This window comes from Paenibacillus sp. lzh-N1 (genome assembly GCF_002872435.1).
Classification (GTDB): Bacteria; Bacillota; Bacilli; order Paenibacillales; family Paenibacillaceae; genus Paenibacillus; species Paenibacillus polymyxa_C.
On the sequence record NZ_CP025696.1, the window covers coordinates 1,818,381 to 1,832,491 of the forward strand.

Below are 14,111 nucleotides of genomic sequence, written 5' to 3' on the forward strand. Positions count from 1 at the left end.
AATGCACAATCAATTTCGTCTGTTCTTCAATATAATTCACACTCTGCAATCGATATAATGAAAGCGTAATCAAAAATTGCCCGGGGGGTTAGACAGATGGAAGGGTTAACGATCAGTTGGATAGGAGCTCTGGCAGGGCTGGCTATTGCAATTATTTTGATATTGAGAAAGCTGAATCCGGTTTACGCCTTATTTTTGGGAGCTATTGTAGGCGCTTTATTGGGCGGAGCCAATCTGGAGCAAACGATCAGCGTGTTAATTAGTGGTACGCAAAGTGTGATGGGGACGGTCATTCGTGTGCTCGCGGCCGGTGTATTAGCAGGCGTGATGATGGAGTCTGGGGCAGCGGAGACGATTGCACAGGCTATTGTAAAGAAGTTTGGCGGCAGTAAAGCGATCCTTGCCCTAGCGTTAGCGACGATGATTATTACAGCAGTAGGCGTATTTATTCCCGTCGCAGTGCTAATCGTGGCACCTATTGCTTTGTCGGTTGGGAACAAAATGGGGATATCCAAGCTGGCTCTCCTGCTGGCCTTGTCTGGAGGCGGAAAGGCGGGAAATATTATCTCTCCGAATCCCAATACGATTGCGGCAGCACGCGGGTTTAATCTGGATTTAAGCCACGTTATGTTGGCGGGTGTGGTGCCTGCGATATGCGGATTAATCATGACTGTTCTGGTTGCGTCTATGTTAAAAAACAAGGGCGTGAAGGTATCCGAACAGGATATTATGGATAGTGATGTCGATACGTCGAAGTACCCGGCATTGGGACGGGCGATTGTAGCTCCGGTGGTAGCCGTTATTTTGCTGATGATTAACCCGATTGGTTCCATCTCTGGCATTGAAGCACTGTCGAATTTCAAGGTCGACGCAATGTACATTCTGCCGATTGCCGGGATTGTGGGTATGCTGGCTATGGGACAAGGGCGCAATATTCTGAAGTATTCGGCTTCCGGTTTGAATAAAATGACGGCAACCGTGCTTATCTTGATCGGTGCAGGCGGGATTGCGGGTCTGATCTCTGCCTCCAATTTATCTGCTCACGTAGTTGGCTTAATTGAAGCTTCGGGAGTTTCTGGCACATTTTTGGCACCGCTTGCAGGGATTCTGATGGCGGCTGCCACAGCATCGACCTCGACGGGCGTTATTTTGGCGACTGGCTCGTTTGGGGAAGCCATTTTGAACATGGGGACTGCCCCGTTAGCCGCCGCTGTAATGGTGCATACAGGAGCTACCGTCATTGATTCCTTACCACAGGGCAACTATTTTCACGTTACGGCAGACAGCATGAAAATGAGCATTAAACAACGGATGGGATTGATCCCTTATGAGGCTATTGTGGGCGGAACTATGGCGATTGTAGCAACAATCATATATGGATTTATACTTTAATATTCACGATGGGGTGACAAAATGAGAGAGAAAACATTTGTACTGGCACCGGACTCTTTTAAAGAAAGCATGACGGCAAAGGAAGTGTGCATCGCAATGGAGAAAGGGCTGCGCAAGGTCTATCCGACAGCCCATTATGTCCACGTTCCGATGGCAGACGGCGGTGAAGGAACGGTACAATCACTGGTGGATGCGACAGGCGGACAGCTTCGTTACATGGAGGTGACCGGACCGCTTGGAGAACCTGTAAATGCGGCATACGGCTTGCTGGGAGACGGCACTACTGCGGCAATCGAGATGGCATCTGCCAGCGGAATCCATCTGGTTAATAAGGACAACAAAAACCCGTTAAAGACAACAACCTATGGTACAGGCGAGTTAATTCGGGAGTGTCTGAACCAGGGAATTCGAAAAATTATCATTGGCATTGGCGGAAGTGCGACGAATGATGGCGGTACAGGTATGGCAGAAGCGCTGGGCGCTAGATTTCTGGATGCAGCAGGCAATTCTCTTCCACGCGGCGGCGGCAGTCTGGGCGAGCTGGCCAGTATTGATATTTCAGCACTGGATGACCGCTTGCAGCAGGTGCAATTGATTGTAGCCTGTGATGTAACAAATCCGCTCTGCGGAGAGCATGGGGCCTCTCGAGTATTTGGTCCGCAAAAAGGGGCAACCCCGGAAATGGTGCAGCAATTGGATGCTAATCTTGCTCATTATGCGGATGTGGTGAAGCAGCAGCTGGGCAAGGATGTACGCGATCTTCCGGGTGCAGGTGCAGCAGGCGGATTGGGTGCGGGCTTATTGATTTTTACTCAGGCGACGCTGCAAAAAGGCATTGAAATCGTGATTGAATACACTGGCTTAAAGCAGAAGCTAGCCACGGCCGATATCGTATTGACGGGGGAAGGCGGCATTGATTTCCAGACCAAATTCGGTAAAACTCCGTACGGAGTAGCTCAGGCAGCCAAACAATCCGGCAAAAAGGTCATTGCGATCGCAGGTTATATCGGGGAAGGGATCGACACGCTGTACAAGGAAGGAATAGATGCAGTGTTTGGCATCGTGCCGGGAGCCTCGGAGCTGGGTAAGCTGCTGGCCGAAGGACCGCAAAACGTAGAGCGTGCGTGCGAGAATATCGCAAGAGTACTTCAAATCAGTGAGAAATGAACGGATTCTCGCGTGATCCGGCAGTTCATTGATACAGCGCCAATAAGCCGTGTGTAAGCTCAAAAAGCTGAAGGAGATTCCGGGGATCTTTGCCAGTTAAGGTATGGATGCGCTTCAGGCGGTATTGCAGTGTATTTCGGTGAATGTTTAATTCATCTGCGGTGAAGGAGACACTGCCGTTATGGTTAATAAAGCTTCGCAGCGTATCCAGCAAATCCACGGTATCTTCCAGCTTGCTAACCAGATGAATCGTGTTGGTCAGGTTGGTTTGGCTTAATTTGACCAGAAATTCGACTTCAACAAAAGAAACGATCTGCACAGGCGGACGCAGTGCTAGTAAAACATTCATAGCGGACTTGGCTTGCATATAAACATCGGCAATGCTGTGCTCTTGTCTGCTGATGGCAAGCAGCACATCGGGATGGCTGCGTACAAGTGGTTCCAACAGTTTGGCGGTTGGTTCCTGATTCTGTATCAGGATGAGATAACTGTCTTCCTCCATCCGAAAGGATGGGTGCTGCATCAATATATTGGATAACTCGGCCAAATGAGCAGGATCAGAAGGAAGATGCTTTACATATACGGCCGAAGTTTTGAGAAGCAAATCAATGTGATATTGAGCAGCTTCTTTTTTTATTTTTTGGGTGTAGGCTCCCTGATGATTTAACAGCATTTCCAGTACGGATTTTTTACGGTTGGCCTCGTGGGCCAAATGCTCCAAGGAAATGCGCTGTTCAATGAGAAGAGATACCGTAGTTTTAACAATATTGCAAAAAGGACGCACTTCGTCAGGATTGCCTGAAATACCAATGACACCGACTAGCTCATGATGAATGACAATTGGTTCATTGGTTCCCTTTTTCTCGTAATGTCCGTCCTGCCACACTTCAATCATTTTCCCGGTTTCGAGCGCCTGAACAGCCCCTTGGTGAATGGTTCCGATTCGTTCACTCTCGCCGCTGCCAATGATGATGCCTCGTTCATTCATAATATTGATGTTGTATGGAATATCCTTCATCATTTTGTCTACGATGTCTTGGGCTTGTCTTTCGGAGAGCGGAAACAAATCAGGATTCCTCCTTTATCTAGTGATGTAAGGTGTTTTACTATATCGCATTTTTTGAAAGGGTTTTCAATTTGTTGTGCATCTGAACAATATAATAAAGCAGGGCGCTGAACATGTCAGCCTATTTTATCATAGATATCAAGAGTAGTTGTATGCAAAAAAACAGGGCTCCAAGGAGCGCCTGTCTTTTGCGTCGTATTCTCTCATTGCCAGTCATGTTGCCTATGGTCGAACCTCACGAAAGCTATAGGTAATGTCATGAAGTTCTTTCTTTAAACGGCTATATTTTGATGCAGGTGTATAACCGATGATCTGATAGAAATTATTTTCAGTTTCAATAATAGCTACATGGGTGACATAACGGTCTACATCTTTCTGTCCTTTAATCGTGAACTGAGTGGCAGGATATCCTTGAATCGTGGTGTTGGATGAAGGTCCTACCGTAGAGAGATTAAACTCTTTGGTTATATTGTTTTGAATTTTCTTTGTGTAGTACTGGCGCGTTACATTACCCAATTTCTCCTTCGAATTGGATCGTACGATAACAGACTTTTGAATGTAGGGATTGAATATCGCAATATCTGCTTTTCCTTCCCAGTCCGGGTCTGTCGACCAGTCTAACGGGGCTGAGATTTGAAATCTTCCATCTCTACTTACATAGCTCTGTTCCTGCTTGCTTACCGGAGCTTCATTGGACTCGTAACTGTTTGCCAGTACAAAAATAGCATTTACAAACGAGGCTCCCAAGATCACCATTGCGGTAAAAAATATGAAGAGCGACCATCTCATTGCCTTTTTGCTAATCGGCTCTAAATCCCGTACCTTTACCACATATGTACCTGCAGCTAAATCACCAATTCGTTGTCTTGATGCAGTCACTAACACGCTGATACCAGCAGGTAGTGAACCCATTAGCAACGGATTGGTGTCTATTAACCTGAGTAGCGTGCGAATGAGTGATTTAAGAAAACCAGGAGGGTTTCCTTCTCCGTTAACCACCTTAATACGAAAAACGAATTTGCCAAGCGTATAGCCTGTGTAACCTTCCAAAAGCAAATAATAGCAGAAGAAAGCTATAATCAAAATGCAACGGGAAGCAATCGCTAAAGGCAACAACCATCTGTCTGTTACCTGAATGACCGAGATGAAAAAACAAATATAACCAATTATAAAAAATATGAAATCAAAAATCGTTGCTCCCCAACGTCTAAACAAAATAGACGAACCGTAGGTTTTTGATATTTCAGCCATTCTGTTTGTTTCCCCATAGTTTTGCCCATGTCGAATGTACCTCTCTCTTGCTGTTGCCTGTGAATTCTGCAATATGTGCTGGTCTTCCAAATCGTACACCTCATTTTAATATTCCATAATTTAAGACACACTCCTTATATAACGGTCTTTTTATTATCCATGTTTAGGAAAACATTCTATAAACAAAGAACTAATTATAAATATCCCTTTAGAGGTATTCTTTCATTTACTTTATAATTGGAAGAATAAAGTAATGATCATCGAATATTGAACTTAGGAGGCGTAGGTATGAATGGAAAGCTGGCGAAAGTGAACAAGGGAACAGGGGGGAGAATATGAAAGGTGAGTTTCCGGTTATAACAACCGAACGTCTTGTATTACGAAAAATGGTAGCGACGGACAGCAAGGACATGTTGGAATACTTTTCAGATGAGCAGGTGATGAAGTTTTATGGAGTGAGCCCATTTGAGTCTGAAGAAGAGGCACTGGAAGAGATCCGTTGGTATGATCGGATTTTTGAGACAGATCAGGGAATCCGCTGGGCTCTTCAAACGAATGAAGGTAAAATCATCGGTTCTTGCGGATTTCATAACTGGGATCAACGTCATCACCGAGCAGAAATGGGTTATGAATTGTCCAGAGCCTGTTGGGGCCAAGGGTTAATGTCAGAGGTACTTGCAGCTGTAATCGACTATGGGTTTAATACCCTCCTCTTGAACCGCATTCAGGCACTAGTAGAGCCGGAGAATACACAATCCTTGCGTTTGCTTGAAAAAGCAGGCTTTCGGCAGGAAGGAATCCTATCTCAGTATGAATTTACGTTGGGGAAATATGATGATCTTTGCATGTGCGCACTCGTTAAATCAGAATATATCAATCGTTCTCAGAAATGAGAGAAGTAGTTGGATCAAGGGGTATACACATTTCATACTGCTCAATAGGGTCCTTAGAGAAGCCTACCTTTTGGATAAAGCCTTCAAGAGAGTTATTGTCGGACAGGCAGATATATACCTTCTCGGCCTTTTGGGTTTCTGCCGCTTTATGAAGTAGGGTACGTCCAAGGCCTTGGTTTCGATGTTTGGGATCGACCCAAAGAAAGTTGATTTTACCTTGAGCACCCATAGCAATCATGCCGAGTCGGGTTTGATCGACTGCATAGATGCCGAGAAAAACTTCTTGTGTGCTGTTGGCGTAATAAGGTGTGTCACTTTGCCAATGGATGTGACAGTCGGTGAGGGTTGTACGGAAATCTGCGACATCATCAAATATAAGTTTTTTAAGAGCGTACGAAGATGAAGGAGCGGGAGAGACCGATGGGAGCATAGCGTTATAATATTTTAGCGTATAGCGTGCCTGATAGCCGTGCTTTTTATAGAATTGGACAGCTCGGTGATTATCTCTGATGACTTCGAGCCATAGCTGCTGGCAGCCCGCGGAGATGGCCGTTTGTTTATGCAATTCGAGCAACCTGTTGCTAATACCCTGGCCACGGTAAGCTGGACCGATGCATAGCGTACCGCAACGCATGGTCTTGTACCCGTCAAACTGCCGGATACCGCCGAGAATCAAGCCGATTGGCTGATCTTCATCCATGGCAAGGAAAGAGTGGCTCCGTGAATTACCCTCTGGACCGAAAAAACGTGCCGCGAAATCGTCCTGTTCCATGGTCAGGCGAATGGAATAGTCTGAGAATCCGAGCGAAAATGCCTGGAAAATGTGCTCCATGCTGACTTCATTGCATCTCAAATAGGTGATCACTGTTCTTCCTCCTGAAAATCCAGTATATTTGGATTGTCTTATTACACACTCCGTATGTTGCTGTAGGGTTACAATTAGTATATCGATAAGCTAATATAAAGTTAATATAAAGCTAACGAAATATAAACCGATATGCCTGAACATTCTTTATTTTGGAAGATAGGAGATTGGAATGAACAAAAGGCAAGTAGAAATTCTCCGCAAGTTGTTAATTGAATCGAACCGACTGTGGTTAGTTCAGGATTTGGCCGATCAAACGGATTGCTCTGAAAAGACGATTCGAAACGATTTAAAAGTAATTGAAGAATATCTAGCTAAGCACTCCAATGCCAATCTGGTGAGAAGACCGGGACGCGGTATTTATTTGGAGATAAGTGAAGCGGAGCAGGCTGATTTATTCCACCGACTGTATGCAGGCGAGAGTACAGCCCAGCATGAATCGGATGAGGAGAGGGTGTTACATCTCGCCTATCGGCTTTTGATGGATGCCAAGCCTGTAACGATACAAGATCTGGCCTCCCAGTATTATGTGAACAAGACGGTGATCCGTAGAGATATGGAAAAGATTGATGACTGGCTGCACAACTTTGATCTTGCCTTGGTTACCAAGCAGCGCGTAGGATTGACCATTCAAGGCACAGAGAAAAACAAGCGGATCGCTTTGGCGCGGATGAATCAGCTGATTGATAGTCCTGAGTTAACAGGACAGATGATGCGCAAGCAGTTTGAGCCGCACGAGATTGCAACCATCAATTATGAATTAAAAGCATTTCAAAAGCATCATGAACTCAGCTTTACTGATGAAGCTTTTGAGGGTTTAATGCTCCATATTCTCTTAATGGTCAAACGAACCAAGCTGGGACAGCCCATCTCTCTCTCCGAGAAAGACATTGCCTTTTTGCAGGAGAAGGCCGAATTTACATGGGCTACTTCGTTTTTACGGCAGCTGCAAAAACTGTTTTCCGTACCTTTTTCCAAGGAAGAAACGGCCTATCTAACCCTGCATTTGCTGGGCGGAAAGTTCCGTTACCAGCAAGAGGATAGAAAGGGCAAACAAAGCGATCTGGCAGACAGCCATCCGCTTTTGCCTAAGCTGATTGAGCAGTTAGTCCGGCGGATGTCGGAGCTGAATATGATTGACTTTTCCAAGGATAAGATGTTGCTGAAAGGGTTGAAGGTCCATTTATATACGACCCTGAACCGGCTTCAATATGGTTTGACGGTGTCCAATCCTATGCTGACTGAGATTAAGAAGATGTATCCTTACATGTTCGACCGGGTTATTATTACGCTGGAAGAGGTAGGGATTTCGATCCGGTTATCGTTCCCTGAAGAGGAAGCGGCGTATTTAACGCTACATTTTCAGGCTTCTGTGGAACGACTTCACCAGAAAGAGAGTCATCCTCAGAGAGCCATCATCGTGTGTCACATGGGTATCGGTATGTCCCAGCTACTGCGCACAAAGGTGGAACGTAAGTTTCCGGCTGTACATGTGGAGATAACCCTTTCTAAGGCAGAAGTCCAGGACTATCTGGCAACCCAGGAGGTGGATCTCATCATTACAACCGTAGCTCTTCCAGAGCTGAGCGTTCCGCACATTCTCGTCTCTCCATTGCTGGATGCCAAGGATGAGCGTCAACTGGAACAAGTGATCAGACGAATGGATGAGCCCGAACCTAGAGTCGCAGATGAATCTGTATTTTTTAAGTATACTACACCTTTTTTAGTCTTTCCCCAGCAAGAAGTGCAGCGTCCGGAACAATTGATTTCCAAGCTGGCGCAAATACTGGAGGACAAAGGGTATGTGGAGAATGGATATGTGGACAGCGTATTGGCGCGAGAAAAAATGTCGGCTACGACGATTGGGGGAGGCATAGCTATCCCGCATGGCGGATCAGAGTGGATAAGGCAGTCCTCCATTGTAGTCGCTACTTTAAAGAAGCCACTTACTTGGGGAACCGAGAAAGTAGAGCTTGTGTTCTTGCTTGCGGTAAAACAGGATGGGCGGGAAGAAATGCGGCAGTTATTTAAGGAATTGTCCCTAATCAGTGAGCAGCCAGCTCTAGTTCATGCTTTATCTAAGGAGACCGATGCGATGAGACTATTAGGGAAGCTAAAGGGATAAACTAAAATTAAAAGCCGTGCTTAGGAGCAGGACTTATCTATAAGTCCTGTTTTTTTGTCCGTATTATTCTATTTTTCCGAAAGTTCCGGTAAAAAGTTCGCCCGATAACAGCAAAAAAGGCGGTTATACTATCAATGTAAGCGGAAACATCAGAGAGAAGGGGAATGACTATGAAGATATTAGCGATAACCTCATGTCCTAACGGAATTGCACATACGTATATGGCAGCTGAGAATCTGCAAAAGGCAGCAGCCAAACTGGGTATCGAGATGAAGGTCGAGACACAAGGCTCCATTGGAGTAGAAAATCAACTAACGGAGCAGGAGATCCGTGAAGCGGATGGCATTATTATTGCAGCGGATAAGACGGTGGTCAAAGACCGCTTCGTCGGCAAGAAATTGCTGGTCGTTGGAGTACAAGATGGGATTCGCCGTCCGGAAGAATTGATCCAGCGGGTGATGAAGGGGAATGTGCCTGTGTACCAGGCAGAGTCACGTGCCTCCGAAGCTAGCTCACAGGAGAATAAACCGAAGCAGAATCCTATCTACCGCCACTTGATGAATGGTGTATCCTATATGGTGCCCTTTATTGTCATTGGGGGATTGCTCATTGCCATTGCGTTGACGATTGGCGGTGAGAAGACACCAGGCGGTCTGGTTATACCGGACGGTTCATTTTGGAAGACGGTTCAGGATATCGGTTCGGCTTCGTTTACCTTTATGATACCAATCCTCGCTGGATTCATCGCGATGAGTATTGCGGATAGACCGGGGCTTGCACCGGGTATGGTTGGCGGATTCATTGCTGCGAACGGCAGTTTTTATGGAAGTGAGGCGGGAGCCGGATTTATCGGCGGAATTATCGCTGGTTTCCTGGCGGGTTATGTTGCACTGGGTATTCGGAAAATGAAGGTTGGGCGAGCGTTACAGCCGATCATGCCTATTATTATTATCCCTGTGTTGTCATCTTTAATTGTAGGATTAATCTTTGTCTTTATAATCGGTTCTCCAGTCGCACAATTGTTTGAAGCTTTGACGGGTTGGCTTGCAGGTATGCAAGGTACAAGTTCAATTCTATTGGCACTGATTTTAGGTGCGATGATCTCCTTTGATATGGGTGGTCCAGTCAATAAAGTAGCATTTTTATTTGGCTCGGCCATGATTGGTGAAGGAAATTACGAAATTATGGGACCGATCGCCGTTGCGATTTGTATTCCACCGATTGGAATGGGACTTGCAGCAATGATCAACAAGCGTAAATTTGCACCAGCAGAACGCGAAGCCGGAAAAGCTACATTCACGATGGGATTATTCGGTATTACTGAAGGAGCGATTCCCTTCGCTGCACAAGATCCATTGCGTGTTATTCCTAGTATCATGGCAGGATCTATGGTCGGTTCAGTCATTGCGATGTTGGGAAATGTAGGGGATAAGGTAGCTCATGGTGGACCGATTGTAGCCATTCTTGGTGCAGTGGACAATGTGTTCATGTTCTTCATTGCTGTTATTGTCGGAGCAGCCGTCTCAGTTATCCTGGTGAGTCTGCTGAAAAGGGATATTGCAACTGCAAATCCGGCTGTTGCTGGAGAAGAGACATCTGGAAATTCTGCCGCAGTAACGGAACAATCTACGATGACTACGACTGCCGCCGAGTCATCAGCTTCAGCGATTGCAAATAACGAGCCCGAGGTATCTTCGCAAGCCATTCACATTGAGAAGTTGACAGATATTGTAACGATGGATCTGATTAATCTGGATCTGGAAGGAACGACACAGGATGCCGTGATTGATGAAATGATCGGAGCACTTGAGAGAAATGGAGCCGTAAGTTCTGCAAGTGGTTTTAAACAGGCTATATTGGACCGAGAGAAGGAAAGCTCCACAGGCATTGGAATGAATATTGCCATTCCTCACGGTAAATCGGAAGCTGTTCTGAAGCCAAGCGTGGTCTTTGGGGTGAAGCGGAGCGGAGTGGACTGGAAAAGTATGGACGGAAGTGAAGCGAAACTGATCTTCATGATTGCTGTTCCGCGTAATAGCAAGGACAATGCCCATCTGAAGGTGCTGCAAATGTTGTCTCGTAAGCTGATGGACGACCATTTTAGAGAAGCGCTTCTGGCGGTTACTACCAAGGAAGATGCATATCAATTACTGACTCAGGTGCATTAATTCCATGCGCTAAGCAGAACATATTGTAATCATTAGCGGAACGCGCTGCAACGATAGTAAACGCAAGAGCAGTCTATCCTCGGATGAGGACAGACTGCTCCTTTATAGTAAGATATCATTTTTCATACATCATCTATTTCTACGAGGATTGAGCCACACGTACTAGCATGTGGGCAAGCGCGTGCTGCTGCTCTTTGTCCCCTACCTTCCACAATTCCTGAAGAAGCTTCTCCTCGCTATTGCGCGGTTCTTCTTTTGCTGCCAGATAGCCTGCGATCTTCTCAGCTGCTTTTGCCATCACTTCTTCATTCAAGCCGATTTTTTGAGCCATTTCAATTTTGTCGCTCAAATAACTTTTGAATGAATCAAAGCTGCCCAAGATGTCATCTTTTTTGCTGTCGTCTATCCGATTTAATGCGTCATCTACCTTGTTCAGGGCCACTTCGCCTTCCTTATTCACAACATGATTATGCTCTGCCATTTCTAACGCCTCCTCAAGATTGTTTTCTAGGATAAGGACTGCTTGTGGTACAGTAGTACTTACCCCGGCTAACCAAAATGAAAACGGCGAGAAGCAAGCAGAGTATCGTGGAGCGATGAAGAAGTACATATTGCTACATAAAGTCGAAAAAATAACGAATCACGTGAAAAAAGACGGGCGAGGTGTAGGTCAAGCTATCTACCCGGCTTAAGTAGCTTTTTTTCAAAGCATCGAACTTATTATCATCGCCGATTAATAAATCTCGCTTCAGCACGGAAACCGTTAAGCTCCCGAAGAAACCGCTCAAGCTAATCAACATACCGAAAATAACCCCAAATTTCAGATCAAACGGCGTCAGGTACGGATAGATTAGATAGGAAGCCGCTATGGTTACGGGAAAAGCAAATGCAAAGCCTTCCCAAGTTATATTGGGATTGGATGTCGGGACGATTTTCCGTTTGCCGAAATAGAGTGATGCCAGATAATGTGCGACATCATTGAGCTGTGTCAGTAACACTAGAAAAAGTACAAGTTTTGCTCCGTATTGCGGCGCCGCAAACTGAAAATAAGCCAGGTGACTCAGTCCAAAAACCATCAGCATGAGTCCCCATTGAGTCGAGCTGACACTACGTAGGAAACCAACGGTTCCTTTATTGATCAATCGCGGGAGCGGTAGCAGCAAGAATACATAGATAGGGATAAAGACGATAAACATCCCATACCACCCGATATAAATCCAATAAAACTGTACAGGAATCGCCAAGTATGCCCATAAAAACAACCTGCGGTCAGCTTTTCTGGATCTAATCATGGAGAAGTATTCTTTTAGCGCAAAGAAAGTAAGCACCATCAAGGAAAGCAGTGAAACGATCGGATTGAAAAGTGTTGCCAGGCAAAAGATAAAGAACATGCCCCACCAGGTCTTAATGCGAAGTCCAATAGCTGCATAGTCTTTGTTTGGCTGTGTTTTGACTACCACTATATAAATTAGATGGATGATTAATAAGGCTATACAAATAAGGGTTAACGTTAATAACGAACTGTCCATTGCGACTCACCAACTTATAGCGAAATAGGATTCCCTGAAGGGGGTCCTATGTTATTATGAAGGAATAATTCAAACTTGATAAGGGGAAGTTTCGTAAATGGTAGCTGATCAATCGGTTTTTATCTTGCTTACGAATACGGGAACGTTTCTGACGAGAGTCATTAAAAGCTATACAAGAGCACCATACAATCACGCCTCCATTTCCTTCAACCGAGAACTTTCGGAGTTATACAGCTTCGGGAGAAAGACCCCCAGTAACCCTCTGGATGGTGGTTTCGTGAAAGAGGATATTAAGACAGGTACATACAGCAGATTTCCGAATACAACATGTGTCATCTACGAGCTTCAAGTAACCGACCGTGAAGTCGAGAAAATGAAGAGAGTTTTACATGTATTTATCCGAAGTCGGCAAAAATATATGTATAACTTACTGGGATTAATTGGCGTTGCACTCAAAGAACCAGTCGAGTTCAGTAATTCTTATTTTTGTTCGCAATTTGTCGCGGAAATTTTACAACGATCCGGCATCAAAATATGGAACAAGTTGCCCGCCCTTATTACACCAGACGATTTTCGGCAAAGTGACCGATTCCATCTGATCTACGAGGGGAAATTGAGCGAGTATGAGCCTCAAGCCTGAGGATAAGCACTTTATTACTTAGACTCCTCAGGCACAATCACCTCGATGTGACGCGCTAGAATACCAAGCTCGATAGGCAAAGAGGGTCCTTCCTCACCATCTACATTCGTACTGACCGGTTCTGCAGAGCTGACACTTACATGCTTTGCAGTAAAGTAAACGATATCACTATGATCTTTCAGGTTGCCTAAAAATAAGCTTATGCTGGCCGTCACCGTGTTCAATATATTAAGGTTTTTGAAAATAAAGCAGTGAAGCAGGCCATCATCAACAGCCGCCCCGGGTGCCAGTTTCTCAAATCCGCCAACTGAGTTGGTTAAAGCAGCAAGAAAGAGAGGGGATTCGCCTTCCCAAGTCTTGTCATCATAGCGGACGATAAGCGGATGGGCAGGATGGTTGATAAGTTCTTTCAAACCTTCTTTAAAGTAGGCAAATGTACCAAACATGGATTTATCGTCTGACGACACAGCGGATAGCGATTCGGCAAGCGAGCCAGTGGCAACAACATTGGCAAACATTCGACCGTTTAAGAGACCCATATCTACGGCTTTCACGCGAGCAGAAGTGAGTGTACGGATCGCCAGTTCAGGACTTAGCGGAATTTGTAAGGCACGGGCAAAATCATTGACGGTCCCAAGCGGGATGACCCCTAGTTTTGGACGATGGGCTTGATCCATGAAACCATTAATGGTTTCGTGAAGCGTGCCATCTCCACCGAGGGAAATGACTAGATCATAAGCTTCCTGACATGCAGTGACGCAAAAACGGGTGGCATCAAGTTCTTGTGCCGTCTCTTCGACTGTAACGGCGTATCCTTGCTCACGTAGAATTTCTTCTACGTTTCTGACATGTTGGAGGGATTCCTCTTTGCCAGAAGAGGGATTTACAATGATCATAGCTTTCTTCATATACATATTCCTCTCTTTGGGGAAAGTCTGGGTTACCAACCCTTACCCGAAAAGCATGCCTTTAGACTCTAAATTAGACATGTATCATATTTTTAGTTACTATATAA

At 45.3% G+C, this 14,111-nt stretch carries 12 protein-coding genes; 6 read left to right on the forward strand and 6 right to left on the reverse strand.

The features are described 5' to 3' along the window. The first annotated feature begins 96 nt into the window (after positions 1–96). Together C0638_RS08220 and C0638_RS08225 are read left to right on the forward strand one after the other, a co-directional pair. Positions 97–1,392 carry a GntP family permease gene (locus C0638_RS08220; protein ID WP_058711651.1) on the forward strand — a complete coding sequence of 432 codons (1,296 nt, stop codon included), beginning with the start codon at positions 97–99 and terminating at the stop codon, positions 1,390–1,392. 21 nt (positions 1,393–1,413) lie between these two features. Further along, complete coding sequence (locus tag C0638_RS08225; RefSeq protein WP_058711650.1) at positions 1,414–2,559, forward strand: glycerate kinase family protein; 1,146 nt, start codon at positions 1,414–1,416, stop codon at positions 2,557–2,559. A gap of 25 nt (positions 2,560–2,584) precedes the next feature. Here the strand turns inward: C0638_RS08225 and C0638_RS08230 are convergent, their stop codons facing one another. Both C0638_RS08230 and C0638_RS08235 read right to left on the reverse strand, forming a co-directional pair. Further along, a complete protein-coding gene (locus tag C0638_RS08230) occupies positions 2,585–3,625 on the reverse strand; it encodes a CdaR family transcriptional regulator (RefSeq protein WP_081317912.1) in 1,041 nt (346 codons plus the stop codon). Between the two features lie 222 nt (positions 3,626–3,847). Continuing rightward, a complete protein-coding gene (locus tag C0638_RS08235; protein WP_058711649.1) occupies positions 3,848–4,966 on the reverse strand; it encodes an RDD family protein in 1,119 nt (372 codons plus the stop codon). Between the two features lie 245 nt (positions 4,967–5,211). Here C0638_RS08235 and C0638_RS08240 point away from each other — a divergent pair, with 245 nt between their 5' ends. Beyond that, positions 5,212–5,769 (forward strand): GNAT family N-acetyltransferase, encoded by a 558-nt coding sequence (locus tag C0638_RS08240; protein ID WP_058711934.1) that lies wholly within the window; start codon positions 5,212–5,214, stop codon positions 5,767–5,769. Here C0638_RS08240 and C0638_RS08245 read toward each other — a convergent pair. Then, on the reverse strand, positions 5,750–6,634 hold the full coding sequence (locus tag C0638_RS08245) for a GNAT family N-acetyltransferase (RefSeq protein WP_058711933.1): 885 nt from the start codon (positions 6,632–6,634) through the stop codon (positions 5,750–5,752). The genes C0638_RS08240 and C0638_RS08245 overlap by 20 nt on opposite strands. 172 nt (positions 6,635–6,806) lie before the next feature. On the opposite strand from C0638_RS08245, the gene C0638_RS08250 reads away from it, so the two are divergent. Together C0638_RS08250 and C0638_RS08255 are read left to right on the forward strand one after the other, a co-directional pair. After that, a complete protein-coding gene (locus C0638_RS08250) occupies positions 6,807–8,759 on the forward strand; it encodes a BglG family transcription antiterminator (protein WP_058711932.1) in 1,953 nt (650 codons plus the stop codon). Positions 8,760–8,929: 170 nt separating this feature from the next. Further along, positions 8,930–10,927 carry a PTS fructose transporter subunit IIABC gene (locus C0638_RS08255; RefSeq protein WP_025678123.1) on the forward strand — a complete coding sequence of 666 codons (1,998 nt, stop codon included), beginning with the start codon at positions 8,930–8,932 and terminating at the stop codon, positions 10,925–10,927. Positions 10,928–11,066: 139 nt separating this feature from the next. Here C0638_RS08255 and C0638_RS08260 read toward each other — a convergent pair whose 3' ends face one another. Together C0638_RS08260 and C0638_RS08265 are read right to left on the reverse strand one after the other, a co-directional pair. Continuing rightward, positions 11,067–11,408, reverse strand: coding sequence for a DUF3243 domain-containing protein (locus C0638_RS08260; RefSeq protein WP_013373818.1), 342 nt, complete (start codon positions 11,406–11,408; stop codon positions 11,067–11,069). Positions 11,409–11,541: 133 nt separating this feature from the next. Then, positions 11,542–12,456: a phosphatidate cytidylyltransferase gene (locus C0638_RS08265; protein WP_040102509.1), complete on the reverse strand. Its 915-nt coding sequence runs from the start codon at positions 12,454–12,456 to the stop codon at positions 11,542–11,544. A gap of 97 nt (positions 12,457–12,553) precedes the next feature. On the opposite strand from C0638_RS08265, the gene C0638_RS08270 reads away from it, so the two are divergent. Beyond that, positions 12,554–13,096 (forward strand): hypothetical protein, encoded by a 543-nt coding sequence (locus tag C0638_RS08270; protein WP_040102510.1) that lies wholly within the window; start codon positions 12,554–12,556, stop codon positions 13,094–13,096. A 14-nt stretch (positions 13,097–13,110) separates the two neighbouring features. On the opposite strand, the gene C0638_RS08275 is transcribed toward C0638_RS08270, so the two are convergent. Beyond that, positions 13,111–14,004: a diacylglycerol/lipid kinase family protein gene (locus tag C0638_RS08275; RefSeq protein ID WP_040102511.1), complete on the reverse strand. Its 894-nt coding sequence runs from the start codon at positions 14,002–14,004 to the stop codon at positions 13,111–13,113. Positions 14,005–14,111: the final 107 nt, after the last annotated feature.